We start from the raw sequence: 26,623 nt of genomic DNA, 5'->3' as shown, positions 1-26,623 counted from the left end.
TTATATGTCAGCTTAAAAAAGCGACAGTTTTATCACCCATTGCAACGGCGAAAACGCGACGCTGGTCTACCTTAAGGGAGGCCAAACGCACTGAAACGGGACACCCGCTGTATGAGTGAAGCACCGACGACCGTGGCGACCATTTGCCAAACGCTGAACGCCCGCATCACCGCAGGCGAGTTCGCCGTGGGCGGCAAGCTGCCCTCCGAACGCGCCCTGAGCGAGCAATTCGCCACCACCCGCATTACCTTGCAGGAGGCGCTCGGTCAGCTGGAGGCGCAGGGCGTCATCTACCGCCAGGTGCGGCGCGGCTGGTTCATCTCGCCACCGCGTCTTATCTACAACCCGCTGCAGCGCAGCCATTTTCACGCCATGGCGCAGCAGCAGGGGCGCGCCGCCCATACCGAGGCGATCGACAGCACGGTAGTCACGCTCGACGCGCCGCTGGCCGGCCGCCTGGCGCTGCCCCCCGGCGCCGAGGCCTATCGCATTCGCCGGCTGCGCTACATCGACGGGCGCGCGGTGCTGTACTGCGAGCACTACCTCAACCCGGCCTATTTCCCCGGCATTCTGGACGAAGACCTGACCCAGTCGCTGACCGCGCTGTACGCCGCGCGCTACGGCATTCACTACGGGCGGGTGCGTTTCGACATGCTGCCCACCCTGCTGCCGCAGCAGGCCGCCGCCATGCTGAAGGTGACCTACGGCAGCCCGGCGCTGTTCATTACGCGGGTGAACCGCGATCAGCACGACCGGGTGATCGATTGCGATCTGGAGTATTGGCGTTACGATGCGCTGCACATCGACGTGGAAGCGCAGTAAATGACAAGGGCGCATCGCTGCGCCCTTAAAGAGGAAATCAGTCGGCGTCGTAGCCGAGGTTAGGCGCCAGCCACCGTTCGACCTCGCTCACGCTCATCCCTTTACGCACCGCGTAGTCTTCCACCTGATCGCGCTGGATCTGCGCCACCGCGAAGTACTTGCTTTCAGGATGGCTGAAGTACCAGCCGGACACCGCTGCCCCCGGCCACATGGCGAAGGACTCCGTCAGCTCCATGCCGGTGTGGCGGTTGACGTCCAGCAGCTGCCAGATGGTCGCTTTCTCGGTGTGCTCCGGGCAGGCCGGATAACCCGGCGCCGGCCGGATGCCCTGATAGTTTTCGCGGATCAGCTCTTCGTTGCTCAGGCTCTCGTCGGCGGCATAGCCCCAGTGCAGCTTGCGCACCTGCTCATGCAGGTATTCGGCGAAGGCCTCCGCCAAGCGATCCGCCAGCGCCTTAACCATGATTTTGTTGTAATCGTCGTGCTGCGCGTCGAACGCCGCCGCCAACGCGTCCTCCTCCAGCCCGCCGGTCACCGCGAAGGCGCCGAAGTAGTCGGCCTTGCCGCTGCTTTTCGGCGCCACGAAGTCCGCCAGGCAGTAGTTCGGGAAGTCGGTTTTTTCCGTCTGCTGACGCAGATGGCGGCTCACCGCCAGCACCTCGTCACGCCGTTCGTCGCGGTATACTTCCACGTCGTCGCCGACGCGGTTGGCCGGGAACAGGCCGTAAACGCCGCGCGGGTTGAGGCTGCGCTCGGCGGCCAGCCGATCCAGCATCTGATTGGCGTCGTGGAACAGGCGCTTGGCCTCTTCCCCCACCACCTCGTCTTCCAGGATGCGCGGGTATTTGCCCGCCAGCGACCAGGTCATGAAGAACGGCGTCCAGTCGATGTAGTGGCGCAGCGTCTCGATACCGGCCGCCACCGGGAACACGCCGAGCTGCCGCGGCGCCGGCGGCTGATAATCGGCCCAGTCCAGCGCCATGGCGTTGGCGCGTGCCTTCTGCAAATCGACCGGCGGCGTGCGTGGCTTTTTACGCGCATGCTGAATGCGCACCGTTTCATACTCTTTGCGGGTGCGCGCCACAAACTCGTCGCGCTGGGTGGCGGACAGCAGCGCCGACACTACGCCCACGGTGCGCGAGGCGTTTTGCACGTAGGTGGTCGGGCCGCTGTAGTTCTGCTCGATTTTCACCGCGGTGTGCGCCTTGGAGGTGGTGGCGCCGCCGATCAGCAGCGGCAACGTAAAGCCCTGGCGCTCCATTTCTTTCGCCACGTTGACCATCTCGTCGAGCGACGGCGTGATCAGCCCCGACAGGCCGATGATGTCCACGTTCTCCTCACGCGCGGTGCGCAGGATTTTCTCCGTCGGCACCATCACGCCCAGATCGACGATTTCATAGTTGTTGCACTGCAGCACCACGCCGACGATGTTCTTGCCGATGTCATGCACGTCGCCCTTCACCGTCGCCAACAGGATTTTCCCCGCAGAGGTGCCCTGCTGCTTGCTGGCCTCGATGTACGGTTCCAGGTAGGCCACCGCCTGCTTCATCACGCGGGCGGATTTCACCACCTGCGGCAGGAACATCTTGCCCTCGCCGAACAGATCGCCAACCACGTTCATCCCCGCCATCAGCGGCCCTTCGATCACTTCGATCGGGCGTTCGGCCTGCTGCCGCGCTTCTTCGGTGTCCAGCTCGATAAACTCGGTGATGCCCTTCACCAGCGAATATTCCAGCCGTTTTTCTACCGGCCAGCCGCGCCATTCAGCCTGCTGCACCGCCACGTCATTATCTTTGCTGCCGCGGTATTTTTCGGCCAGCTCCAGCAGGCGTTCGGTGCCGTCCTCGCGACGGTTGAGGATCACGTCCTCTACCGCCTCGCGCAGCTCGGTAGGCAGATCGTCATAAATCGCCAGCTGCCCGGCGTTGACGATGCCCATGTCCATGCCGTTGCGAATGGCGTGATACAGGAACACCGCATGGATCGCTTCACGCACCGGATCGTTGCCGCGGAACGAGAACGACACGTTGGACACGCCGCCGGAGATCATCGCGTGCGGCAGGTGGGTTTTGATGTCGGCGCAGGCTTCGATAAAGTCGACGGCGTAGTTGTTGTGCTCTTCAATGCCCGTAGCGACAGCGAAAATGTTCGGGTCGAAAATGATGTCTTCCGGCGGGAAGCCGACGCGTTCGGTCAGAATGTTATAGGCGCGGCGGCAGATCTCGAACTTGCGCTCGCGGGTGTCCGCCTGCCCCACTTCGTCGAACGCCATCACCACCACCGCGGCACCGTAGCGGCGCACCAGTTTGGCGTGGTGGATAAAGGCTTCCTCACCCTCCTTCATCGAGATCGAGTTGACGATGCCCTTGCCCTGAATGCACTTCAGGCCTTTCTCGATAACGGACCACTTGGAGGAGTCGATCATGATCGGCACTCGGGCGATATCCGGCTCGCCGGCAATCAGGTTAAGGAAGCGCACCATCGCCGCTTCGGCGTCGAGCATCCCCTCGTCCATGTTGATGTCGATGATCTGCGCGCCGCTCTCGACCTGCTGGCGCGCCACGTCGAGCGCCTCGCTGTATTTCTCTTCTTTGATCAGGCGTTTGAATCGCGCCGAACCGGTGACGTTGGTGCGCTCGCCGACGTTGACGAACAGGGTGTTGGCATCGATGGTCAGCGGCTCCAGGCCCGCCAGGCGGCAGGCGACCGGGATCTCCGGCAGCCGGCGCGGTGGCACGCCCTCGACCGCGTTGGCCATCGCGGCGATATGTTCCGGCGTGGTGCCGCAGCAGCCGCCGATGATATTGAGGAAGCCGGCCTGCGCCCACTCCCCGACCTGGCGCGCCATCTCGGCCGCATCCAGATCGTACTCGCCGAAGGCGTTCGGCAAACCGGCGTTCGGGTGCGCGGTGACGTAGGTCTCCGAGATGCGCGCCAGCTCGGCGACGTACTGACGCAGTTCGTCCGGGCCCAGAGCGCAGTTCAGGCCGAAAGTCAGCGGCTTGACGTGGCGCAGCGAATTGTAAAACGCTTCGGTGGTCTGGCCGGACAAAGTACGGCCGGAGGCGTCGGTGATGGTGCCGGAAATCATGATCGGCAGTTCCACCCCCAACGCTTCGAATTCGGTTTCCACTGCAAAAGCGGCGGCCTTGGCATTCAGGGTGTCGAAGATGGTTTCGATCATGATCAGATCGACGCCGCCCTCCACCAGCGCGCGGGTCGATTCGCGGTAAGCCGCCACCAGCTCATCGAACGAAATGTTGCGGAACGCCGGATCGTTGACGTTCGGCGAGATGGACGCAGTGCGGTTGGTCGGCCCCAGCACCCCGGCGACGTAGCGCGGTTTTTCCGGCGTGCGCGCCGTCCATTCGTCGGCGCAGGCGCGCGCCAGGCAGGCGGCCTGATAGTTAATCTCGGCGGACAGCGACTCCATGTGGTAGTCGGCCATGGCGATGGAGGTGGAGTTGAAGGTATTGGTCTCAAGGATATCGGCGCCCGCCTCAAGATAGGCGTAATGAATGGCGGTGATCACTTCCGGCTTGGTCAGCACCAGCAGATCGTTGTTGCCTTTCAGATCGCTGCGCCAGTCGGCGAAACGCTCACCGCGGAAATCACGCTCGTCCAGACGGTAGCTCTGGATCATGGTGCCCATGCCGCCGTCCAACACCAAAATGCGCTGCGCTAACTGGCGACGCAGTTGTTCTACTCGATTCGTCACTGTAACCCCTTCCATTGCCATCCAGCCCATTGCTCAACTGCCGCAAAAACCAACGAGTCATCCTAGCACAGCTTGTAGGGACAAAGGGCCAGGCGACAATTGAGAGTTTTTCAGGTTGTGCGCCAACACCTCCGATGAGCTGGTGGCGACTTGCAATTCATCGACAAAAAACGAAAATGAATTCCATCATACGGAAAAAGGAATCTCACCCATGGCCACCCCTGCTCCCGCCAAACGCGGCAAGAAGCCCCGCGCAGCAGCCCCGGCCGCCAGTGCGGCGACCGGCCAGGTACAATCGTTGACCCGTGGCCTGAAGCTGTTGGAATATATTTCGGAAGCTCAGGGCAACGTGGCGCTGACCGATCTGGCGCAGCAGGCCGGCCTGCCGAATTCCACCACTCACCGCCTGCTCACCACCATGCAGCAGCAGGGATTCGTGCGCCAGGTCGGCGATCTCGGCCTATGGACCATCGGCTCGCACGCCTTTGTGGTCGGCAGCAGCTTCCTGCAAAGCCGCAACCTGCTGGCGATGGTGCATCCGACGCTGCGGCGCCTGATGGAAGAGTCTGGCGAAACCGTCAACCTGGCGGTGCTGGATACCAGCGAGTACCAGGCGATCATCATCGATCAGGTGCAGTGTACGGCGCTGATGCGCATGTCGGCGCCGATCGGCGGTAAACTGCCGATGCACGCCTCCGGCGCCGGCAAGGCGTTCCTCGCCACCCTGCCGGACGATCAGGTGACCAAACTGCTGCACAAAAAAGGCATGCATACCTACACGCCGCACACCCTGACGCCGCACAACCTGAAAGAGGGGCTGGCGCAGATCCGCAAACAGGGCTTCTCCTTTGACGACGAAGAGCACGCGCTCGGCCTGCGCTGCGTGGCTGCCTGTATCTTCGACGAGCACCGCGAAGCCTTCGCCGCCATCTCCATCTCCGGCCCGGTGTCGCGCATCACCGACGATCGCGTGATCGAACTGGGAGCGCTGGTGATCCACGCGGCGAAAGAAATCAGCCTGGCCTACGGCGGCGTGCGCTGATCCCCCCCTCCGAGGGCGCCCCTGCGCGCCCTCTCTCTCTCGATTCCTTGCTCTGTTGTCAGCATGTAACAGGCTATCGGCATCCTGTTTAGCACACGGGAAAAAAGCTTGAAGCCGATCACAGTTAGCGATCCTCACGGCGAAAGCCCATTGCAACCGCTCAAACTTCCTTCGACAATGTTACCGATAACATGTTACCGGTAACAATCAAGCTGAACGAAGGTAACGCCACCCGGTGCTTTGGAGCCAAGCCATGACCAACAATCAAAATCGCATTTACGTCGTTATGGGCGTTTCCGGCAGCGGCAAGTCCGCCGTCGCCGCCGCCGCGGCCCGCCAACTCTCCGCCGGCTTCCTCGACGGCGACTTCCTGCATCCACGCAGCAACATCCTGAAGATGGCCGCCGGCGAAGCGTTGAACGACGACGATCGCGCCCCGTGGTTGGCCGCGCTCAACGATGCCGCCTTCGCCATGCAGCGCACCAACAACGTGTCGATCATCGTCTGCTCGGCGCTGAAAAAGCAGTATCGCGACCGCCTGCGCGCCGGCAACGGCAACCTGTCGTTTATCTACCTGCACGGCGAGTTCCCGGTGATCGAATCCCGACTGGCGGCGCGTAACGGCCACTTCTTCAAACCGCAGATGCTGGTCACCCAGTTCGCCGCACTGGAGCAACCGGGCGCCGACGAAAGCGACGTGATGGCGATCGACATCAACCAGCCGCTGGACGCGGTGATCGCCGATACCGTGCGCCATATCCAGAGCTTCCTGCCACAGGACGTGTGCGCGTGAGTACCGTTACGCTGGTCGGTACCGCAGTCGGCTCGGTTTTACTGCTGTTATTCCTGGTGATGAAGGCGCGCATGCACGCCTTCGTCGCGCTGATGCTGGTGTCCATCGCCGCCGGCATCTTCTCCGGCATGCCGCTGGACCATATCGCCGACACCATGCAAAAAGGCATGGGCGACACGCTGGGCTTCCTGGCGATCGTGGTGGCGCTGGGGGCAATGTTCGGCAAGATCCTGCATGAGGTCGGCGCGCTCGATCAAATTGCGGCGCAATTGCTGAAACGATTCGGACAAAGCAAGGCGCACTATGCGCTCGGCATCGCCGGCCTGATCTGCGCGCTGCCGCTGTTCTTCGACGTGGCGGTGGTGCTGCTGATCGGCATCGTGTTCGCCGTGGCGCGCCGCACCGACGGCAATATCGTCAAGCTGGCGATCCCGCTGTTCGCCGGCGTGGCCGCCGCCGCCTCCTTCCTGCTGCCGGGGCCGGTGCCGATGCTGCTGGCTTCGCAGATGAAGGCCGACTTCGGCTGGATGATCGCCATCGGCCTGGTGGCGGCAGTGATCGGCATGCTGATCGCCGGCCCGCTGTACGGCAGCTTTATCAGCCGCTTCGTCAACTGGCCAATGCCGCCGGAAGAGAACGAGCCGACGCTGACCAAGGGCAATCTGCCGTCGTTCGGTTTCAGCCTGGCGCTGGTGCTGTGCCCGCTGGTGCTGGTCGGCATGAAAACCATCGGCGCGCGGCTGGTCACCCCGGGTTCGCAGCTGCAGCAGTGGCTGGAGTTTATCGGCCACCCGTTCACCGCCATCCTGCTGGCCTGTCTGATCGTGATTTACGGCCTGGCGAAACCGCGCGGCATGAGCAATGAACAGACGCTGGCCATCTGCTCCGCCGCGGTGCAACCGGCCGGGATCATCCTGCTGATGACCGGCGCCGGCGGGGTGTTCAAACAGATCCTGGTGGATTCCGGCGTAGGGCCGGCGCTGGGTGACGCCATGATCGGCGCCGGCCTGCCGATCGCCGTGGCCGCCTTTGCGCTCTCCGCCATGGTGCGGGTGATTCAGGGCTCGGCCACCGTCGCCTGCCTGACCACCGTCGGCCTGGTGCTGCCGGTCACCAGCCAGCTCGGGCTGAGCGGCGGGCAGCTGGCCGCGCTGGCTATCTGTATCGCCGGCGGCTCCATCGTGCTGAGCCACGTCAACGACGCCGGTTTCTGGCTGTTCGGCAAATTCACCGGCGCCAACGAACTGCAAACGCTGAAAACCTGGACGGTGATGGAAACGATTCTGGGCAGCGTCGGCGGCGCTATCGGCATGATTGCATTCACGATGTTTTAAATCCTAAATCGCCCCCGGCCTTGCACACCAGGGCTGCAAATCACCACCGGGGGCACCGCCACAGGCGGCGACTATAACAACAGCAATGTGAGGAAGGCATGATTAACCCAACCTTGTCCCGTGTCACACAGCGCATCACCCACCGTTCCCAGGCCAGCCGTGCCGCCTATCTGGCGCGTATCGAAGCGGCCCGTTCCCAAACCGTCCACCGCGCGCAGCTGGCCTGCGGCAACCTGGCCCACGGCTTCGCCGCCTGTCAGCCCGATGACAAGACGGCGCTGAAAAACATGGTGCGCAGCGATATCGCCATCATCACCGCCTACAACGACATGCTGTCGGCCCACCAGCCGTACGAACACTACCCGCAGCGGCTGAAACAGGCGCTGCAGGCGGTGGGCGCCGTCGGCCAGGTGGCCGGCGGCGTGCCGGCGATGTGCGACGGCGTGACGCAGGGGCAGGACGGCATGGAGCTGTCGCTGATGAGCCGCGACGTGATCGCCATGTCGACCGCCGTCGGCCTGTCGCACAACATGTTCGACGGTGCGCTGTTCCTCGGCATCTGCGACAAGATCGTGCCCGGGCTGGTGATGGCCGCCCTCTCCTTCGGCCACCTGCCCGCACTGTTCGTGCCTGCCGGCCCGATGAGCAGCGGTTTACCCAACAAAGAAAAGGTGCGCGTGCGCCAGCTGTACGCCGAGGGCAAGGCCGACCGCCTGGCGCTGCTGGAAGCCGAGGCCGCGTCCTATCACGGCATCGGCACCTGCACCTTCTACGGCACCGCCAACACCAACCAGATGGTGATGGAAGTGATGGGCCTGCACCTGCCGGGCGCCTCCTTCGTACATCCGGACACGCCGCTGCGCGACGCGCTGAACGACGCCGCCGCGCGCCAGGTGACGCGACTGACCGACACCGCCGGCAACTACCTGCCGATCGGCCGCCTGATGGACGAGAAAGTGGTGGTAAACGGCATCGTCTCGCTGCTGGCCACCGGCGGCTCCACCAACCTGACCATGCATCTGGTGGCGATGGCGCGCGCAGCAGGCATCATCATTACCTGGGACGATTTCTCGGAGCTGTCGGAGGCGGTGCCGCTGCTGTGCCGCATCTACCCGAACGGCCCGGCCGACATCAACCAGTTCCAGGCCGCCGGCGGCGTGCCGCTGGTGGTGCGCGAGCTGCTGCAACACGGCCTGCTGCATGAAAACGTGCACACCGTGGCCGGTTTCGGCCTGCACCGCTACACCCAGGAACCCTGGCTGGATAATGGCCAGCTGGCGTGGCGCGAAGGCGTGGCCGGCTCGCTCGACGCCAGCGTGATCGCCAGCGTCGCTCAGCCGTTTGAGCATCACGGCGGCACCAAAGTGATGGCAGGCAATCTGGGCCGTGCGGTGATGAAAACCTCGGCGGTGCCCGCCGACAACCAGATTATCGAAGCGCCGGCGGTGGTGTTCGACAGCCAGCACGACATCGTGCCGGCGTTCGAAGCCGGCAAGCTGGATCGCGATTGCGTGGTGGTAGTGCGCTTCCAGGGGCCGCAGGCCAACGGCATGCCGGAGCTGCACAAGCTGATGCCGCCGCTGGGCGTGCTGATGGATCGCGGCTTCAAAGTGGCGCTGGTGACTGACGGCCGCCTGTCAGGCGCCTCCGGCAAGGTGCCTTCCGCCATCCACGTCACCCCGGAAGCCTATACCGGCGGCCTGCTGGCGAAAGTGCGCGACGGCGATCCGATCCGCGTCAACGGCCGCAGCGGCGAGCTGCAGGTGCTGGTCGACGCCGACGAACTGGCCCAGCGCACGCCATGCCAACCCGATCTGAGCGCAGAACACATCGGCTGCGGCCGCGAGCTGTTCGGCGCGCTGCGCAGCCAGCTGTCCGGCGCCGAGCAGGGCGCCTGCTGCATCAAATTTTAATCGATAGCCTGGCCGCATCGCCGCCTGGCGGCGGCCACAGAGGAGAACGTCATCATGAACCAATGGAAAACAAGCGCCGAACAGATCCTGACGGCGGGGCCGGTGGTGCCGGTCATCGTGATCAACAAGCTGGAACATGCGGTGCCGCTGGCGAAAGCGCTGGTCGCCGGCGGCGTGCGGGTGCTGGAAGTGACGCTGCGCACCGCCTGCGCCATGGACGCCATTCGCGCCATCGCCCAAGAAGTGCCGGAAGCGATCATCGGCGCCGGTACCGTGATCAATCCCCAGCAGCTGCGTGAAGTGACCGAGGCCGGTGCGCAGTTCGCCATCAGCCCGGGGCTGACCGACGAGCTGCTCAACGCGGCCACCGCCGGGTCCATTCCGCTTATTCCGGGCATCAGCACCGTTTCCGAGCTGATGCTGGGCATGGATTACGGCCTGCGCGAGTTTAAATTCTTCCCGGCGGAAGCCAATGGCGGGGTAAAAGCGCTGCAGGCGATCGGCGGCCCGTTCCCGCAGGTGCGCTTCTGCCCGACCGGCGGTATCTCGCCGGACAACTACCGCAGCTACCTGGCGCTGAAAAGCGTACTGTGCATCGGCGGCTCCTGGCTGGTGCCGGCGGACGCGCTGGAAAGCGGCGACTACGCCCGCATCACCGAACTGGCGCGCGCCGCCGTCGCGGGTGCCCAGGCCTGATTTACATCGCAGCGGTGGCGGCCGGCAGCGCCGCCCCGCTGCGCTGGCTGAACCGCTGCTTCTTGCGGTAAGCGAACACGTCTTCCACGTGCCCCTCGCGGATGCGCTGCTGCAACCCGCGCCAATACTCAGCCGTAAACAGATCGCTGTGCAGCTCTTCAAACACCTGCCGAATGCGCCGATCGCCGCACAGGAAGTGGCGGAACTCTTCCGGGAATACGTCGTTGGGCGCGATGCTGTACCACGGTTCGCTGGCCAGCTCGTCCTCCGGATAGCGCGGCGGCGGAATGTCGCGGAAGTTAACCTCGGTCATGTAGCAAATTTCGTCGTAGTCGTAGAACACCACCCGCCCGTGGCGCGTCACGCCAAAGTTCTTGAACAGCATGTCACCGGGGAAGATATTGGCGGCGGCCAGCTGCTTGATGGCATTACCGTACTCTTCGATCGCATCGCGCATCTGCTGGTCGTTGGCCTGCTCCAGATACAGGTTCAGCGGCGTCATACGCCGTTCCATATACAGGTGCTTGATCACGATGCGATCGCCGAGATCTTCCAGTTTGCCCGGCACTTCGCGCTGCAGTTCCGCCAACAGCACCGGGCTGAGGCGCGCCTTGTCGACGACGAAATTCTCGTACTCTTGGGTATCCGCCATGCGCCCGACGCGATCGTGCTCTTTCACCAGCTGATAGCAGGCCATCACCTGCGCCTGCGTCACCTCTTTTTGCGGGGCGAACTCGTCCTTGATCACTTTGAATACCCGATCGAAGGACGGCAAGGTGAACACCAGCATCACCATGCCCTTCACCCCCGGCGCGATGATAAATTGCTCCTGCGACTGCGCCATAAAGGTCAGGTATTCGCGATAGCATTCGGTTTTGCCGTGCTTCTGGCAGCCGATCGCCATGTACAGCTCGGCGGTGGTTTTGCCCGGCAGGATCTCGCGCAGCCACTCCACCATCGCCGCTGGCAGCGGCGCGTAGACCATGAAATAAGAACGAGCGAAGCCGAAGACAATGCTGGCCTCGGCCTTACCGGTCAGGCAGGCGTCGATAAACAGCGCGCCCGATTCGCTGTGGTGGATAGGCAGCAAGAACGGATAAACGCCGTCGGCCAGGCGCAGCTTGCCGACCAGCCAGGCGGCCTTGTTGCGGTAGAACAGTTCGTTGGCGATCTGGAAGGTTGCACCCGCCAGCTGCTGTGCGCTGAAGGCGCGTTGCAGCGCCTGAGTGATGTAGCGAATATCGCGCGTCAAATCCTCCCACAGCAGCCGCAGCGGCAGATCGCTCAGTACGCTGCGCAGCATCGCCGGCAGATCGCCATGGGGAGTAAAATCGCGCGCCAGCGGACGCGGGATGTCGCGAAAGCGCCGCTCCGGCTGCGAACTGAAGACGAACAGCTTGTCCGGCGTCAGATCGCGGTGCTTGAACAGCCTGCAGTAGACCGAGTTAAAGAAGCTTTCAGCGATCTCGAAACGCGGATAGTCCGGCAGCAGGTCGATATAGACTGCTTTGACCCGGCTGGGGAAGTCGGCGTCGAAGTATTTCTGCCCGGTGATGCATTTGAGCTGCTCCACCACCAGGCCGACGTGATGGTCGTACAGATGGATGCGCTTTTTCATCGCCTGCTGCACCGCCGGCCAGTCCGCCTGCTCGAAGCGCTGCTGCGCGCCGGCGGTCACTTCCAGAAAGCGGCCGTACTGCGCATCGAAGCCCTGCAGGATCGTCTGTGCGATCAACAACTCCAGTTTTGCCGCCATCCTTACCCCCGCCAGAAAAAGAAGCCTGCGCATGCAGGCTCCGGGTGGAACGTCTTCAAGCTTGCCGCATCAGAACTGCTGTTCTTCCGTCGAACCGGTCAGCGCGGTGACCGAAGAGGCGCCGCCCTGAATGATGGTGGTGACCTTGTCGAAGTAGCCGGTGCCCACCTCTTGCTGGTGCGACGCGAAGGTGTAGCCGCGATCCACCGCGGCGAACTCCGCCTGCTGCACCTTCTCGACGTAGTGTTTCATGCCCTCGCCCTGCGCATAGGCGTGCGCCAGATCGAACATGTTGAACCACATGCTGTGGATGCCCGCCAGCGTGATGAACTGATATTTGTAGCCCATATCCGACAGCGCCTGCTGGAAGCGAGCGATGGTCTGGTCGTCGAGGTTCTTCTTCCAGTTGAACGACGGCGAGCAGTTGTAGGCCAGCAGCTTACCCGGGTATTTGGCGTGGATGGCGTCGGCGAAGCGCTGAGCGGCATCCAGATCCGGCGTTGAGGTTTCGCACCACACCATATCCGCGTAAGGAGCGTAAGCCAGGCCGCGGCTGATCGCCTGCTCGACGCCGGCATGGGTGCGGAAGAAGCCTTCCGCCGTGCGCTCGCCGGTGACGAAGGCGCTGTCATACGGATCGCAATCGGAGGTCAGCAGGTCGGCCGCATCGGCGTCGGTGCGGGCGATCACCAGCGTCGGCACGCCGAGCACGTCGGCCGCCAGGCGCGCGGCGACCAGTTTCTGGATCGCTTCCTGCGTCGGCACCAGCACTTTGCCGCCCATATGGCCGCATTTCTTCACCGCCGCCAGCTGGTCTTCAAAGTGTACCCCGGCGGCGCCGGCGGTGATCATCGCTTTCATCAGCTCGAAGGCGTTCAGCACGCCGCCGAAGCCGGCTTCCGCATCGGCGACGATCGGCAGGAAATAATCGGTGTAGCCTTTGCTGCCCGGCTCAATCTGGTTAGCCCATTGGATCTGATCGGCGCGGCGGAAGGTATTGTTGATGCGCTCGACGACCTTCGGCACCGAGTCCACCGGATACAGCGACTGGTCAGGGTACATGGCCGCCGCGCTGTTGGCGTCCGCCGCCACCTGCCAGCCTGACAGGTAGATAGCCTCGACGCCGGCTTTGGCCTGCTGCAGCGCCTGGCCACCGGTCAGCGCGCCCAGGCAGTTCACGTAGCCTTTGCGCGCCTTGCCATTCAACAATGCCCACAGTTTGGCGGCGCCGTTTTGCGCCAGGGTGCATTCCGGGTTGACCGAACCGCGCAGGTTGATCACGTCTTCGGCGCTGTAAGGGCGAGTGATGCCTTCCCAACGGGCCGATTTCCATTCCTGTTCCAGCTGCTGGATCTGTTGAGAGCGAGAGGTAGACATAATTTTTATCCTTTCAGTCATGTAGGGTTGATTGGGAAAATTCAGGCCAGCAGCGCATAGCCGGGCAGCGTCAGGAAATCGATTAACTCATCTTGCGTGGTGATGCGCTCCATCAGGCGCGCCGCCTCTTCGAACCGGCCGGCGTTAAAGCGCGCTTCCCCCACTTCTTCACGCACCACCAACATCTCTTCTTGCAGCATCTGGCGGAACAGCGCCTTGGTGACCGGACGCCCGTCGCTCAGGCTCTTCTCGTGGTGGATCCACTGCCAGATTGACGTACGGGAGATCTCCGCCGTCGCCGCATCTTCCATCAAACCGTAAATTGGTACGCAACCGTTGCCGGAGATCCAGGCTTCGATGTACTGCACCGCCACGCGGATATTGGCGCGCATCCCCGCCTCGGTGCGTTCGCCGTCGCACGGTTCCAGCAGCTGTGCGGCGCTGATCGGCGCGTCTTGCTCACGCAGCACCTCCAACTGGTTTTGGCGATCGCCCAATGCTTTGCCGAATACCTCCATCACCGTATCCGCCAGCCCCGGGTGCGCCACCCAGGTGCCGTCATGGCCGTTGCTGGCTTCCAGCTCTTTGTCCGCCCGTACCTTATTCAACACCCAGTCATTTTTCTCGGCGTCTTTGCTCGGGATAAACGCCGCCATACCGCCCATGGCGAACGCGCCGCGCTTATGACAGGTTTTGATCAACAGACGCGAATAGGCGCTGAGGAAAGGTTTCTCCATGGTCACCGACTGACGATCAGGCAGCACGCGATCGCCATGATTCTTCAGCGTTTTGATGTAGCTGAAGATGTAATCCCAGCGGCCGCAGTTCAGGCCGACGATGTGGTCGCGTAGGTGGTAGAGAATTTCGTCCATCTGGAACACCGCCGGCAGGGTTTCGATCAGCACGGTCGCTTTGATGGTGCCGCGCGGCAGATCGAAACGATCCTCGGTAAAGCTGAAGACATCGCTCCACCAGGCCGCCTCTTCCCAGGACTGGGTTTTCGGCAGATAGAAATATGGGCCGCTGCCCTTGGCCAACAGTTGGCGATAGTTGTGGTAGAAGTACAGCGCGAAATCGAACAGGCCGCCGGGAATGGCTTCATCACGCCACAGCACGTGTTTTTCCGGCAAATGCAGGCCGCGCACGCGAGCGATCAATACCGCCGGGTTCGGTTTCAGCTGGTAGATTTTGCCGGCTTCATTGGTGTAGGAAATGGTGCCGTTAACTGCATCGTGCAGGTTGATTTGGCCGTCGATGATTTTGTCCCAGCTTGGCGCCAGCGAGTCTTCGAAGTCCGCCATGAACACTTTTACGTTGGCATTAAGCGCATTGATCACCATCTTGCGCTCAACCGGCCCGGTGATCTCGACCCGGCGGTCACGCAGATCTTGCGGAATGCCGCGGATCTGCCAGTCACCTTCACGAATGGAAGTGGTTTCCGAAATAAATCCCGGCAGTTCGCCGCGATCGATATTTTGCTGCCAGCGGACACGCGCCGCCAGCAGCTCGTTGCGCCGCGGCGTGAATTTCCCCACCAGTTCCGCCAGGAATTCAACCGCTTCATCGGTCAACACCTGGCGCTCCGCTGCGGCGAAACCCTGCGTAAACCTTAACTCCGTGCCTGCTATCTGTTGCGTCATGACCTTGCTCCTTCCCATCGTTGCGCTCGCGCGACCGGCGCATTTTCATCAGAAATCACTGTGGATCAGGGTGGATGAAACGATCCTCAACTGGTCAGATCTCATCCCGATAGCTCTAAGAATACTCAACAAAAAATAAAAATCAAAAACCATTTCCATTTTATTATTAAATATTTTATTAACACTTTATTATCAACTAGTTAGATAAAATAACAATAATGGCCAGTAAGGAAATCGCTTCCACCAGAGTGATAAAGATGCGCTAACACCTTGGTTAACAATTAATTTTAAGGAGGTGTGACGGAGAAAAAGAGGATCGTTCAGAGGATCAACGGCGCGGCGGCCTCGATTCAGCCGCCGGCGAGCAGAAAAGATCAGTCGAGCGTCGGATTCATATGGCGCAGATCGTACGGCGTGATCTGGTAGACGTAATAGTTGAGCCAGTTGGAAAACAGCAGATGGCCATGGCTGCGCCAGGTGGCTTTCGGTGTCAATGAGGGGTTGTCATCGGGGAAGTAGTTGAGTGGAACGGCAGGATCGAGGCCGGCTTCGTTGTCGCGACAATACTCTCCTGCCAGGGTCAGCGTATCGTATTCCGGATGGCCGGTGACAAACGCCAGGCGCTTGTCCCTGCTGGCAAACAGGTAGGCGCCGGCCTGCTCGGATTCGGCCAGGATGTCCAGGTCGGTATATTGGCGAATCACTTCGGTCGGGAAATCGGCATAGCGTGAATGCGGCGCCAGGAAGCTTTCGTCGAAGCCGCGCGTCAGCAACGCATGCTGCTGCAGCGTTTGGTGCGGATAAACGCCGGAGAGCTTCACCTCGCGCGTCATCTTGGGAATGCCGTACAGGATGTTCAACGCCGCCTGTACCGCCCAGCAAACGAACAGCGTGGAGGTAACGTGGTTCTTAGCCCAGTCAATCACCCGTTCGATCTGCGGCCAGTAGGCAACATCGCAGAAATCGACCAGCCCCAGCGGCGCGCCGGTAACGATCAAACCATCGAAGTTCTCGTTCTGGATATCCTCGAAGTCGCAGTAGAAGTTATTCAGATGCTCGGCCGGCGTGTTCTTCGATTCGCGGCTATCGATACGCAGCAGCTGGATATCAATCTGCAGCGGCGAGTTGGACAGCAGGCGCAAAAACTGGTTTTCCGTTTCGATCTTCTTTGGCATCAGGTTGAGGATCAGCACTTTCAGTGGCCTGATTTCCTGTGTTTTTGCCCGCGAGGATGTCATCACGAAGACATTCTCACCGCGCAAGAAATTGACCGCAGGTAACTCATCAGGAACACGAATCGGCATTGCTTAACCCTCACACATCCATTTATACGTTTAGACTTCTAGATGCCCGAAGATAGCGTTTTTTTCCGTCGATGTCGAGCATTCGGCGAAAAGGTGAAAATGTTTCATTGCGCGCTCTGCGCCAAGATATGAGGAGGGGGAGTAAAGGGACTGAAAAGCAAAAAGGCCATCCTTTCGGATGGCCTCTTGGCTTATTTGATGCTTGGCAGTGTCCTACTCTCGCATGGGGAGACCCCACACTACCATCGGCGCTACGGCGTTTCACTTCTGAGTTCGGCATGGGGTCAGGTGGGACCACCGCGCTATTGCCGCCAAGCAAATTCTTTTTTCTGCCGAACTTCTAAACCCACTTTAAATAAAGTGGTGCTGATACCCAGAGTCGAACTGGGGACCTCACCCTTACCAAGGGTGCGCTCTACCAACTGAGCCATATCAGCACGCTTAATTTGATGCCTGGCAGTGTCCTACTCTCGCATGGGGAGACCCCACACTACCATCGGCGCTACGGCGTTTCACTTCTGAGTTCGGCATGGGGTCAGGTGGGACCACCGCGCTATTGCCGCCAGGCAAATTCGTTTTATTCCAACCGCTTCACTCTCGTGTCGCCATCAGAACCAATCTGTAAACAAGCTGAATATTGTCTTGGTCTCACCAAAACACCTTCGGTGTTGTAAGGTTAAGCCTCACGGATCATTAGTACTGGTTAGCTCAATGCATCGCTGCACTTACACACCCAGCCTATCAACGTCTTAGTCTTAAACGTTCCTTCAGGGGCCTTAAAGGCCCAGGGAAGACTCATCTTGAGGCAAGTTTCGCGCTTAGATGCTTTCAGCGCTTATCTTTTCCGCACTTAGCTACCGGGCAATGCCATTGGCATGACAACCCGAACACCAGTGGTGCGTTCACTCCGGTCCTCTCGTACTAGGAGCAACCCCTCTCAATCTTCCAACGCCCACGGCAGATAGGGACCGAACTGTCTCACGACGTTCTAAACCCAGCTCGCGTACCACTTTAAATGGCGAACAGCCATACCCTTGGGACCTACTTCAGCCCCAGGATGTGATGAGCCGACATCGAGGTGCCAAACACCGCCGTCGATATGAACTCTTGGGCGGTATCAGCCTGTTATCCCCGGAGTACCTTTTATCCGTTGAGCGATGGCCCTTCCATTCAGAACCACCGGATCACTAAGACCTACTTTCGTACCTGCTCGAGCCGTCACTCTCGCAGTCAAGCTAGCTTATGCCTTTGCACTAACCTCACGATGTCCGACCGTGATTAGCTAACCTTCGTGCTCCTCCGTTACTCTTTGGGAGGAGACCGCCCCAGTCAAACTACCCACCAGACACTGTCCTCACCCCAGATTATGGGGCCGAGTTAGAACATCAAACATTAAAGGGTGGTATTTCAAGGATGGCTCCACGCAGACTGGCGTCCACGCTTCAAAGCCTCCCACCTATCCTACACATCAAGGCTCAATGTTCAGTGTCAAGCTATAGTAAAGGTTCACGGGGTCTTTCCGTCTTGCCGCGGGTACACTGCATCTTCACAGCGAGTTCAATTTCACTGAGTCTCGGGTGGAGACAGCCTGGCCATCATTACGCCATTCGTGCAGGTCGGAACTTACCCGACAAGGAATTTCGCTACCTTAGGACCGTTATAGTTACGGCCGCCGTTTACTGGGGCTTCGATCAAGAGCTTCGCCTTGCGGCTGACCCCATCAATTAACCTTCCAGCACCGGGCAGGCGTCACACCGTATACGTCCACTTTCGTGTTTGCACAGTGCTGTGTTTTTATTAAACAGTTGCAGCCAGCTGGTATCTTCGACTGGCTTCAGCTCCATCCGCGAAGGACTTCACCTACATGCCAGCGTGCCTTCTCCCGAAGTTACGGCACCATTTTGCCTAGTTCCTTCACCCGAGTTCTCTCAAGCGCCTTGGTATTCTCTACCTGACCACCTGTGTCGGTTTGGGGTACGATTCAATGTTACCTGGAGCTTAGAGGCTTTTCCTGGAAGCAGGGCATCAACTACTTCTGCACCGTAGTGCATCGTCATCACGCCTCAGGGTTGATATGCAACCGGATTTACCAGGTCACACCCCCTACACGCTTAAACCGGGACAACCGTCGCCCGGCTAGCCTAGCCTTCTCCGTCCCCCCTTCGCAGTAACACCAAGTACAGGAATATTAACCTGTTTCCCATCGACTACGCTTTTCAGCCTCGCCTTAGGGGTCGACTCACCCTGCCCCGATTAACGTTGGACAGGAACCCTTGGTCTTCCGGCGAGCGGGCTTTTCACCCGCTTTATCGTTACTTATGTCAGCATTCGCACTTCTGATACCTCCAGCAACCCTCACAGGCCACCTTCAACGGCTTACAGAACGCTCCCCTACCCAACAACGCCTAAGCGTCGCTGCCGCAGCTTCGGTGCATGGTTTAGCCCCGTTACATCTTCCGCGCAGGCCGACTCGACCAGTGAGCTATTACGCTTTCTTTAAATGATGGCTGCTTCTAAGCCAACATCCTGGCTGTCTATGCCTTCCCACATCGTTTCCCACTTAACCATGACTTTGGGACCTTAGCTGGCGGTCTGGGTTGTTTCCCTCTTCACGACGGACGTTAGCACCCGCCGTGTGTCTCCCGTGATAACATTCTTCGGTATTCGGAGTTTGCATCGGTTTGGTAAGCCGGGATGGCCCCCTAGCCGAAACAGTGCTCTACCCCCGAAGATGAGTTCACGAGGCGCTACCTAAATAGCTTTCGGGGAGAACCAGCTATCTCCCGGTTTGATTGGCCTTTCACCCCCAGCCACAAGTCATCCGCTAATTTTTCAACATTAGTCGGTTCGGTCCTCCAGTTAGTGTTACCCAACCTTCAACCTGCCCATGGCTAGATCACCGGGTTTCGGGTCTATACCTTGCAACTATTCGCCCAGTTAAGACTCGGTTTCCCTACGGCTCCCCTATACGGTTAACCTTGCTACAAAATATAAGTCGCTGACCCATTATACAAAAGGTACGCAGTCACACCACGAAGGTGCTCCCACTGCTTGTACGTACACGGTTTCAGGTTCTATTTCACTCCCCTCGCCGGGGTTCTTTTCGCCTTTCCCTCACGGTACTGGTTCACTATCGGTCAGTCAGGAGTATTTAGCCTTGGAGGATGGTCCCCCCATATTCAGACAGGATGTCACGTGTCCCGCCCTACTCATCGAACTCACGACCTGTGCATTTTAGTGTACGGGGCTATCACCCTTTGCTGCGCGACTTTCCAGACGCTTCCACTAACACACAAGCCGATTCAGGTTCTGGGCTCCTCCCCGTTCGCTCGCCGCTACTGGGGGAATCTCGGTTGATTTCTTTTCCTCGGGATACTTAGATGTTTCAGTTCCCCCGGTTCGCCTCATGCCACTATGTATTCATGACATGATAGTGTGTCGAAACACACTGGGTTTCCCCATTCGGGTATCGCCGGTTGTAACGGTTCATATCACCTTACCGACGCTTTTCGCAGATTAGCACGCCCTTCATCGCCTCTGACTGCCTAGGCATCCACCGTGTACGCTTAGTCACTTAACCTCACAACCCGAAGATGTTTCCATCGTTCGCGCTGCAAACATTTGAGAGACTCTATGACAGGTTACTCTTTACCCCAGCACTTCTACGGATGGATAAATTTCAGCCGTCATGTTTCAATTTTCAGCTTGTTCCAGATTGTTAAAGAGCAATATCTTAAACATGACTCGCAAGTCATCTTTAAGATTTTTTCGGCCTGTCGTGACCGGTGATAATGTCTTTCACTCATTATCGGAATGGCGTCCCCAAGGGGATTCGAACCCCTGTTACAGCCGTGAAAGGGCAGTGTCCTAGGCCTCTAGACGATGGGGACACGAAAATCCGATTAAACTGAATAACTTAATCGGTTCGTATCAGCATGAATAACTCATGGCATCAACAGGTAGCGCTTTGCTCGTTACTTTTTCATCAGACAATCTGTGTGAGCACGCCACTCGAACTAATATCTTTAGGTAAGGAGGTGATCCAACCGCAGGTTCCCCTACGGTTACCTTGTTACGACTTCACCCCAGTCATGAATCACAAAGTGGTAAGCGCCCTCCCGAAGGTTAAGCTACCTACTTCTTTTGCAACCCACTCCCATGGTGTGACGGGCGGTGTGTACAAGGCCCGGGAACGTATTCACCGTAGCATTCTGATCTACGATTACTAGCGATTCCGACTTCATGGAGTCGAGTTGCAGACTCCAATCCGGACTACGACATACTTTATGAGGTCCGCTTGCTCTCGCGAGGTCGCTTCTCTTTGTATATGCCATTGTAGCACGTGTGTAGCCCTACTCGTAAGGGCCATGATGACTTGACGTCATCCCCACCTTCCTCCAGTTTATCACTGGCAGTCTCCTTTGAGTTCCCGGCCGAACCGCTGGCAACAAAGGATAAGGGTTGCGCTCGTTGCGGGACTTAACCCAACATTTCACAACACGAGCTGACGACAGCCATGCAGCACCTGTCTCAGAGTTCCCGAAGGCACCAAAGCATCTCTGCTAAGTTCTCTGGATGTCAAGAGTAGGTAAGGTTCTTCGCGTTGCATCGAATTAAACCACATGCTCCACCGCTTGTGCGGGCCCCCGTCAATTCATTTGAGTTTTAACCTTGCGGCCGTACTCCCCAGGCGGTCGATTTAACGCGTTAGCTCCGGAAGCCACGCCTCAAGGGCACAACCTCCAAATCGACATCGTTTACAGCGTGGACTACCAGGGTATCTAATCCTGTTTGCTCCCCACGCTTTCGCACCTGAGCGTCAGTCTTCGTCCAGGGGGCCGCCTTCGCCACCGGTATTCCTCCAGATCTCTACGCATTTCACCGCTACACCTGGAATTCTACCCCCCTCTACGAGACTCTAGCTTGCCAGTTTCAAATGCAGTTCCCAGGTTGAGCCCGGGGATTTCACATCTGACTTAACAAACCGCCTGCGTGCGCTTTACGCCCAGTAATTCCGATTAACGCTTGCACCCTCCGTATTACCGCGGCTGCTGGCACGGAGTTAGCCGGTGCTTCTTCTGCGAGTAACGTCAATTGGTGAACGTATTAAGTTCACCACCTTCCTCCTCGCTGAAAGTGCTTTACAACCCGAAGGCCTTCTTCACACACGCGGCATGGCTGCATCAGGCTTGCGCCCATTGTGCAATATTCCCCACTGCTGCCTCCCGTAGGAGTCTGGACCGTGTCTCAGTTCCAGTGTGGCTGGTCATCCTCTCAGACCAGCTAGGGATCGTCGCCTAGGTGAGCCATTACCCCACCTACTAGCTAATCCCATCTGGGCACATCTGATGGCAAGAGGCCCGAAGGTCCCCCTCTTTGGTCTTGCGACGTTATGCGGTATTAGCTACCGTTTCCAGTAGTTATCCCCCTCCATCAGGCAGTTTCCCAGACATTACTCACCCGTCCGCCGCTCGTCACCCAGGGAGCAAGCTCCCCTGTGCTACCGCTCGACTTGCATGTGTTAAGCCTGCCGCCAGCGTTCAATCTGAGCCATGATCAAACTCTTCAATTAAAAGCTTGATTTGCTTCCACTCGAGAAGCGATGCTCAAAGATTTACTGCATGAATTTTACTTCAGTTAGTCACTCTTCAAGACTTGATATTTTTTTGCATCCGAAGATGCTGGATATCGTCTTGTGGAGTGCCCACACAGATTGTCTGATAAATTGTTAAAGAGCAGTGAGTTAGGCGCTTTCGCTTGCTAACTCGAGGTGGCGTATATTACGCTTTCCTCTTTCAGAGTCAACCCTAATTTTCAGGATTTTTTCTCTGCGACCCCCGGATACTCTGTGAAGTTGTTCACATGTTCCGTGTCGATGGAGGCGCATTATAGGGATCCGAGTTTTTTGCACAACCCCTTTTTTGATCTTTTCTTTCTATTTGCACACTTTTCAGCCCTTCCGGGTGGATCTTGTGCGATCAGGGCCATTTTCCGCAGGATCCGGCGCTGTCGTTGGTTGTAATTCCATCGTCAGAGTCTAGTATTGCCGGTAAATATGATCCCGACGTGAGGCAGCATTATGTCCGATGCAGTACGTTCTTATCTTCAATACACCCCCAAACTCGGTCAGCGCGTCTTGATCGATCCTTCCAGCGTCGTGATCGGCGACGTCGATCTGGCGGATGACGTCAGCATCTGGCCGCTGGTCGCTATCCGCGGCGACGTCAATGCGGTAAAGATCGGCGCGCGCAGCAATATTCAGGACGGCAGCGTACTGCATGTGACTCACCGTTCCGAACACAACCCCGACGGTTTTCCCCTGCTGATTGGGGAAGACGTGACCGTGGGCCATAAAGCGATGCTGCACGGCTGCGCCATCGGCAACCGAGTGCTGGTCGGTATGGGATCGATCCTGTTGGACGGTGTAGTAGTAGAAGACGACGTAATGATTGGCGCCGGCAGTTTGGTGGCGCCGGGCAAGCGCCTGGCGAGCGGCTATCTTTATATGGGTAGCCCGGCACGCCAGGTTCGGCCGTTGACCGCCGCCGAGTTGGAGGGATTGCTTTATTCTTCTAACAACTATGTACGCTGGAAAGACGAATACCTGTCGGAAGATATCTGATGGGCGCCCCGTTACCTATAAAGAGAACGGGGTAGGATTTATGCCGCCAGCTCGCTGCGCAGCTGGCGCAATACCGGCTCGATCTCTGGCATCACTCCGTGCCAAAGCAGGAAAGCATGCGCCGCCTGCCCCACCAGCATACCCAGCCCATCGGCATATTCGGTTGCCCCCCGCTGCTGCGCCCAGGCCAGGAATGGCGTGACGCCCTGCTGATAAAACATGTCATAGCAACGGGTTTGCACGTTGACTACGCCCGCGGGCAAGGCCGGGATCTCCCCGCTGATGCCGGACGCCGTCGCATTGATCACCAGATCGAACGCTTGCTGATCCAGTTGATCCATCGGCGCCGCCGAGATTTCCCCCAAATGCCGGAAAGCGTGGGCCAACTCCTGAGCTCGGCTGAAGGTGCGGTTGGCGATCGTGAGCCGGCAGCCGAAAGACAGCAGCGGTAGGATCACGCCGCGCGCTGCGCCGCCGGCGCCCACCAGCAGAATGCGATCCTGCGGCCGGATCAATTGTTGACGCTGTAGATCGGTCAGCAAACCGATGCCGTCGGTGTTATCCCCCAATAGACCGCCATTCGGCAATACCTTCAGGGTATTGACCGCCCCGGCCATCGCTGCACGCTCACTCAGCTCGGAGGCGAGCTCATAAGCACGCTCTTTGAAAGGCACCGTGACGTTCGCCCCCAGCCCTCCGGCGTGGATAAACGCCTGCAGGCTGGTTTCAAAACCATCCAACGGCGCCAACACCGCTCCATAAGGATGCTCAATGCCAGTCTGGGCAGCGAACAGCGCATGAATTCGCGGCGACTTGCTGTGACCGATAGGGTTGCCAAATACCGCAAACTTCTCCATGCCCATTACCTCTAGCCCTGACGGATCTGTTCGCCGGTCAGAGCATCTCTGATTTCGGAAGGATTAAGACGGCCACCCACCTCGCCGGCCAATACCGGGAAAGCCGTGCCGAATTGTCGTGTGACTTCATCCGCACTGCGGCACGGCTCCAATCCACTGAGATTGGCACTGGTCGATACCAGCGGCTTGCCGTACTGCCGACACAGCCGCTGCACCAACGGGTGATCGCTAACGCGCACCGCCAGCGAGCTGAAACGCCCGGTCAGTAAACGTGGCGTCTCCGGGCGAGCAGGCAACACCCAGGTTACCGGCCCAGGCCAACTGGCGAACATCGTCGCGCGTTGCTGTTCGCTGAGCGCACTGTCGTCGATATAAGGCTTAAGCTGCGCATAGTCGGCGGCGATCAGAATCAGCCCCTTTTCCCACGGCCGCTGTTTCAACGCCAGCAGCGCATTGACCGCCTGTTCGCTGTCGGGATCGCACCCCAGGCCGAATACCGCTTCGGTAGGATAGGCAATCACCTGCTGTTGATGCAAAGCATCGATGATAGATACAAGGTTCGGGCTTAATTCTGAGTTCATGATGTGATTATTCTGTAGTCGCGACGGGTTTTCCGCACAGCTTGCTGGCACAGCACAGGACGGGGCCTTTTGCCGTGCGCTTTTCCATCAGCAGCGGATAATGGCAATAGGCACATTCACCGGCGACGGGTTTAACATTGAGGGCAAATTGGCATTCCGGGTAACGATCGCAGGAGTGAAAAACCTTGCCATAGCGCGACTTACGCTGCAGCAGTTTGCCCTGACCGCACTGCGGGCAGGTAATGGCGGTTTCGTCAGGCTTATCGATCACTTCAGTGTGATCGCACTGCGGATAATCGCTGCAACCGATAAACATGCCATAGCGCCCCTGGCGCAGCACCAACGTCGCCTGGCACTTCGGGCACTGCTGCCCATCCAGCACCTTGACGATATGCCCATCGGCCTGCGCTTTCAGCGGGCGAATATATTGGCATTCAGGGTACTGGGAACAGCCGAGGAAGGGGCCGTGGCGACCGCTACGGATCACCAACTCGGCCCCGCATTCCGGACAGGGTTCATTTTGCCTGGCGGCAAAAATCGCGTTTTTTGTCATAACGTCTTCTATGCGCGTTATCGGCTCAATGCAGATAACCTTCGTTCACTTCAAACAACAGTTCTTCCATTTGCTGATAGGCGCTTTCATATCCGGGGATATTAAACAGCACCATCAACACGACCCATTTCAGATCTTCGAGATCGAATTCCGCATTATCCAAGGCCATAACGCGGTCGATAACCATTTCACGGGTTTCGAGGTTCAATACCTGAATCTGTTCCAGGAACAGGAGAAAACCACGGCAGCCGGCGTCCAGACGCGCGCTTTCCTCTTCGGTGTAGATCCGCATCGCCAGCGGATCGGCATCCATAAAGTAAGGCGCATTTTGACCTTCTTGCAGGTCAGCCAACTTTTCAAGCCAATTCAACGCGTTGTAGATATCATCCCGATGAAACCCCGCCTGAGCGAGATCATCAGTCAGTTGATCCTGATCGACGCGCATCTCTGGTTCATTGTGGATATAAGTTTCAAACAAGTACATGAGTACGTCGAACATGGCTTGCCCTCCTTATTCGGACATAGCCGCCGGGTACAGCTGCGATCCAGCCTGCTAACTCCAGTTCGAGTAACTTGATTACCACCACTGGCACAGGTTGGCCGGCACGTTCAGCGACGACGTCAACAGGTGTCACCTCATCTCCTACGTTAGCCAACACATCGGCAAATGGCAATTCAACTTCAGCCTGCGACGCACAAATAGTTGTATTTTCGTTCAGTGGCAGCCAGTGAAGGCCGCTTCCCAGCAATTCTGCGATATCTTTAGGCCCGGTGACCAGGTGCGCGCCCTGTTGGATCAGCCAATGTGTCCCCTCGCTCATCGGGTTCCCTAACGGCCCCGGCAAGGCGAACACTTCACGCCCCTGCTCCAGCGCATAGCGAGCCGTCACCAGAGTACCGCTGCGCAACGAGGCTTCTATGACCAAAACGCCCTGGCTCAGTCCGCTGATAATGCGGTTACGGCGCGGAAAATGGTCGGCCAGAGGTAAATCGGTGACCAAATGATCTGAAATCACCGCGCCACCCTGCTCGACAATCTGCTCCGCGAGCCTGCGGTGCCGGCGCGGATAAACATTGGCCAGCCCGCTGCCCAACACCGCTACCGTGCAACCCCCGGCCGCCAGCGCTGCGCGATGGCAAATGCCGTCGATGCCGATCGCCAAACCGCTGGTGATGGTGAAACCGCAACGCGCCAATTCCTCGGCGAAATAATTGGCCCAACGCTCGCCGTAGTGGCTGAACTGCCGGCTGCCAACCATGGCGAGCTGCGGACGCAGCAACGCCTGAGGATCGCCCTCGATCAGCAGAAACAGCGGCGCATCGTCGATCTGGGCCAGGCGTTCCGGATAGCCGGCCGCTCCGTAGTTCAGCATACGGTGCGCCGGCTCCTCCAGCCAACGCAGGGTCGCCGCCAAATAACCGGGATCCACCTGGTTGAACTGCGTCTGCTGCCGTTCGTTCAATCCCAGTTCACGCAACGCGCTGCGAGGCTCGCACCCCATTTGCGATAGCTGCCGCGCGATCCGGCTGGCCACAACGGTCTGCAGCCCCGTTACCCCTCGCATCCGTAAAGCGATCTCTTCCGGCCGCATCGTCTGTTCCCTCAGCAAAAACG

Annotated in this window: 17 protein-coding genes, 2 tRNA genes and 4 rRNA genes; 7 read left to right on the top strand and 16 right to left on the bottom strand. The window is 59.1% G+C overall.

Annotated features, from left to right (window positions below; translation table 11 throughout):
• The first annotated feature begins 111 nt into the window (after positions 1-111).
• Positions 112-822 (top strand): UTRA domain-containing protein, encoded by a 711-nt coding sequence (locus GF111_RS15045; RefSeq protein ID WP_038874367.1) that lies wholly within the window; start codon positions 112-114, stop codon positions 820-822.
• A 37-nt stretch (positions 823-859) separates the two neighbouring features.
• Here the strand turns inward: GF111_RS15045 and metH are convergent, their stop codons facing one another.
• On the bottom strand, positions 860-4,555 hold the full coding sequence (gene metH / locus GF111_RS15040; RefSeq protein WP_094461029.1) for a methionine synthase: 3,696 nt from the start codon (positions 4,553-4,555) through the stop codon (positions 860-862).
• A gap of 196 nt (positions 4,556-4,751) precedes the next feature.
• Here metH and iclR point away from each other — a divergent pair, with 196 nt between their 5' ends.
• The 5 genes from iclR to GF111_RS15015 all read left to right on the top strand — a co-directional run bounded on the left by iclR (position 4,752) and on the right by GF111_RS15015 (position 10,318).
• Positions 4,752-5,582, top strand: coding sequence for a glyoxylate bypass operon transcriptional repressor IclR (iclR, locus tag GF111_RS15035; RefSeq protein ID WP_004936648.1), 831 nt, complete (start codon positions 4,752-4,754; stop codon positions 5,580-5,582).
• Positions 5,583-5,835: 253 nt separating this feature from the next.
• On the top strand, positions 5,836-6,375 hold the full coding sequence (gntK, locus tag GF111_RS15030) for a gluconokinase (RefSeq protein ID WP_033636235.1): 540 nt from the start codon (positions 5,836-5,838) through the stop codon (positions 6,373-6,375).
• Positions 6,372-7,709, top strand: coding sequence for a gluconate transporter (gntU, locus tag GF111_RS15025; protein WP_038874373.1), 1,338 nt, complete (start codon positions 6,372-6,374; stop codon positions 7,707-7,709). The genes gntK and gntU overlap by 4 nt, the downstream gene beginning before the upstream one ends.
• Before the next feature lie 98 nt (positions 7,710-7,807).
• Positions 7,808-9,622: a phosphogluconate dehydratase gene (gene edd / locus GF111_RS15020; protein ID WP_147190978.1), complete on the top strand. Its 1,815-nt coding sequence runs from the start codon at positions 7,808-7,810 to the stop codon at positions 9,620-9,622.
• Between the two features lie 54 nt (positions 9,623-9,676).
• Positions 9,677-10,318 carry a bifunctional 4-hydroxy-2-oxoglutarate aldolase/2-dehydro-3-deoxy-phosphogluconate aldolase gene (locus GF111_RS15015; RefSeq protein WP_038874377.1) on the top strand — a complete coding sequence of 214 codons (642 nt, stop codon included), beginning with the start codon at positions 9,677-9,679 and terminating at the stop codon, positions 10,316-10,318.
• Between the two features lies 1 nt (position 10,319).
• On the opposite strand, the gene aceK is transcribed toward GF111_RS15015, so the two are convergent.
• The 10 genes from aceK to GF111_RS14965 form a co-directional block, all read right to left on the bottom strand.
• A complete protein-coding gene (gene aceK, locus GF111_RS15010; RefSeq protein ID WP_038874379.1) occupies positions 10,320-12,074 on the bottom strand; it encodes a bifunctional isocitrate dehydrogenase kinase/phosphatase in 1,755 nt (584 codons plus the stop codon).
• Positions 12,075-12,143: 69 nt separating this feature from the next.
• Positions 12,144-13,451, bottom strand: a complete 1,308-nt coding sequence (gene aceA, locus GF111_RS15005) for an isocitrate lyase (protein WP_004936630.1) — start codon at positions 13,449-13,451, stop codon at positions 12,144-12,146.
• Positions 13,452-13,492: 41 nt separating this feature from the next.
• Entirely contained in the window at positions 13,493-15,091 is a 1,599-nt protein-coding gene (gene aceB, locus GF111_RS15000) for a malate synthase A (RefSeq protein ID WP_038874381.1), read from the bottom strand.
• Positions 15,092-15,465: 374 nt separating this feature from the next.
• Positions 15,466-16,395 (bottom strand): homoserine O-succinyltransferase, encoded by a 930-nt coding sequence (metA, locus tag GF111_RS14995; protein WP_038874383.1) that lies wholly within the window; start codon positions 16,393-16,395, stop codon positions 15,466-15,468.
• A gap of 200 nt (positions 16,396-16,595) precedes the next feature.
• Positions 16,596-16,711 (bottom strand): 5S ribosomal RNA (rrf, locus tag GF111_RS14990).
• A gap of 45 nt (positions 16,712-16,756) precedes the next feature.
• Positions 16,757-16,832 (bottom strand) — tRNA-Thr (locus tag GF111_RS14985).
• 14 nt (positions 16,833-16,846) lie between these two features.
• Positions 16,847-16,962, bottom strand: a 5S ribosomal RNA gene (rrf, locus tag GF111_RS14980).
• A gap of 105 nt (positions 16,963-17,067) precedes the next feature.
• A 23S ribosomal RNA gene (locus GF111_RS14975) occupies positions 17,068-19,975 on the bottom strand.
• A 234-nt stretch (positions 19,976-20,209) separates the two neighbouring features.
• A tRNA-Glu gene (locus GF111_RS14970) sits at positions 20,210-20,285 on the bottom strand.
• A 140-nt stretch (positions 20,286-20,425) separates the two neighbouring features.
• A 16S ribosomal RNA gene (locus tag GF111_RS14965) occupies positions 20,426-21,967 on the bottom strand.
• Together the 16S, 23S and 5S rRNA genes with 2 tRNA genes alongside form the textbook arrangement of a ribosomal RNA operon.
• Before the next feature lie 507 nt (positions 21,968-22,474).
• On the opposite strand from GF111_RS14965, the gene GF111_RS14960 reads away from it, so the two are divergent.
• Positions 22,475-23,017 carry a gamma carbonic anhydrase family protein gene (locus GF111_RS14960; RefSeq protein WP_038871735.1) on the top strand — a complete coding sequence of 181 codons (543 nt, stop codon included), beginning with the start codon at positions 22,475-22,477 and terminating at the stop codon, positions 23,015-23,017.
• A 38-nt stretch (positions 23,018-23,055) separates the two neighbouring features.
• On the opposite strand, the gene aroE is transcribed toward GF111_RS14960, so the two are convergent.
• Genes aroE through dprA form a run of 5 tightly spaced genes read right to left on the bottom strand, consistent with a single transcriptional unit; the run spans position 23,056 to position 26,600 of the window.
• Complete coding sequence (aroE, locus tag GF111_RS14955; protein ID WP_038871771.1) at positions 23,056-23,874, bottom strand: shikimate dehydrogenase; 819 nt, start codon at positions 23,872-23,874, stop codon at positions 23,056-23,058.
• An 11-nt stretch (positions 23,875-23,885) separates the two neighbouring features.
• Positions 23,886-24,455, bottom strand: coding sequence for an L-threonylcarbamoyladenylate synthase type 1 TsaC (gene tsaC, locus GF111_RS14950; RefSeq protein WP_047729720.1), 570 nt, complete (start codon positions 24,453-24,455; stop codon positions 23,886-23,888).
• A gap of 7 nt (positions 24,456-24,462) precedes the next feature.
• The gene (locus GF111_RS14945; protein WP_019456195.1) at positions 24,463-25,008 is read right to left on the bottom strand and encodes a type I DNA topoisomerase; all 546 of its coding nucleotides are present in this window, start codon (positions 25,006-25,008) and stop codon (positions 24,463-24,465) included.
• Between the two features lie 25 nt (positions 25,009-25,033).
• A complete protein-coding gene (gene smg / locus GF111_RS14940) occupies positions 25,034-25,507 on the bottom strand; it encodes a DUF494 family protein Smg (protein ID WP_033650013.1) in 474 nt (157 codons plus the stop codon).
• Positions 25,479-26,600, bottom strand: coding sequence for a DNA-protecting protein DprA (dprA, locus tag GF111_RS14935; RefSeq protein WP_048232025.1), 1,122 nt, complete (start codon positions 26,598-26,600; stop codon positions 25,479-25,481). Before dprA ends, smg begins: the two co-directional genes overlap by 29 nt.
• Positions 26,601-26,623 lie beyond the last annotated feature (23 nt).

It is taken from the genome of Serratia sp. HRI (assembly GCF_010119335.3).
Classification (GTDB): domain Bacteria; phylum Pseudomonadota; class Gammaproteobacteria; order Enterobacterales; family Enterobacteriaceae; genus Serratia; species Serratia nevei.
This window is presented reverse-complemented; position numbering and strand designations above follow the sequence as displayed.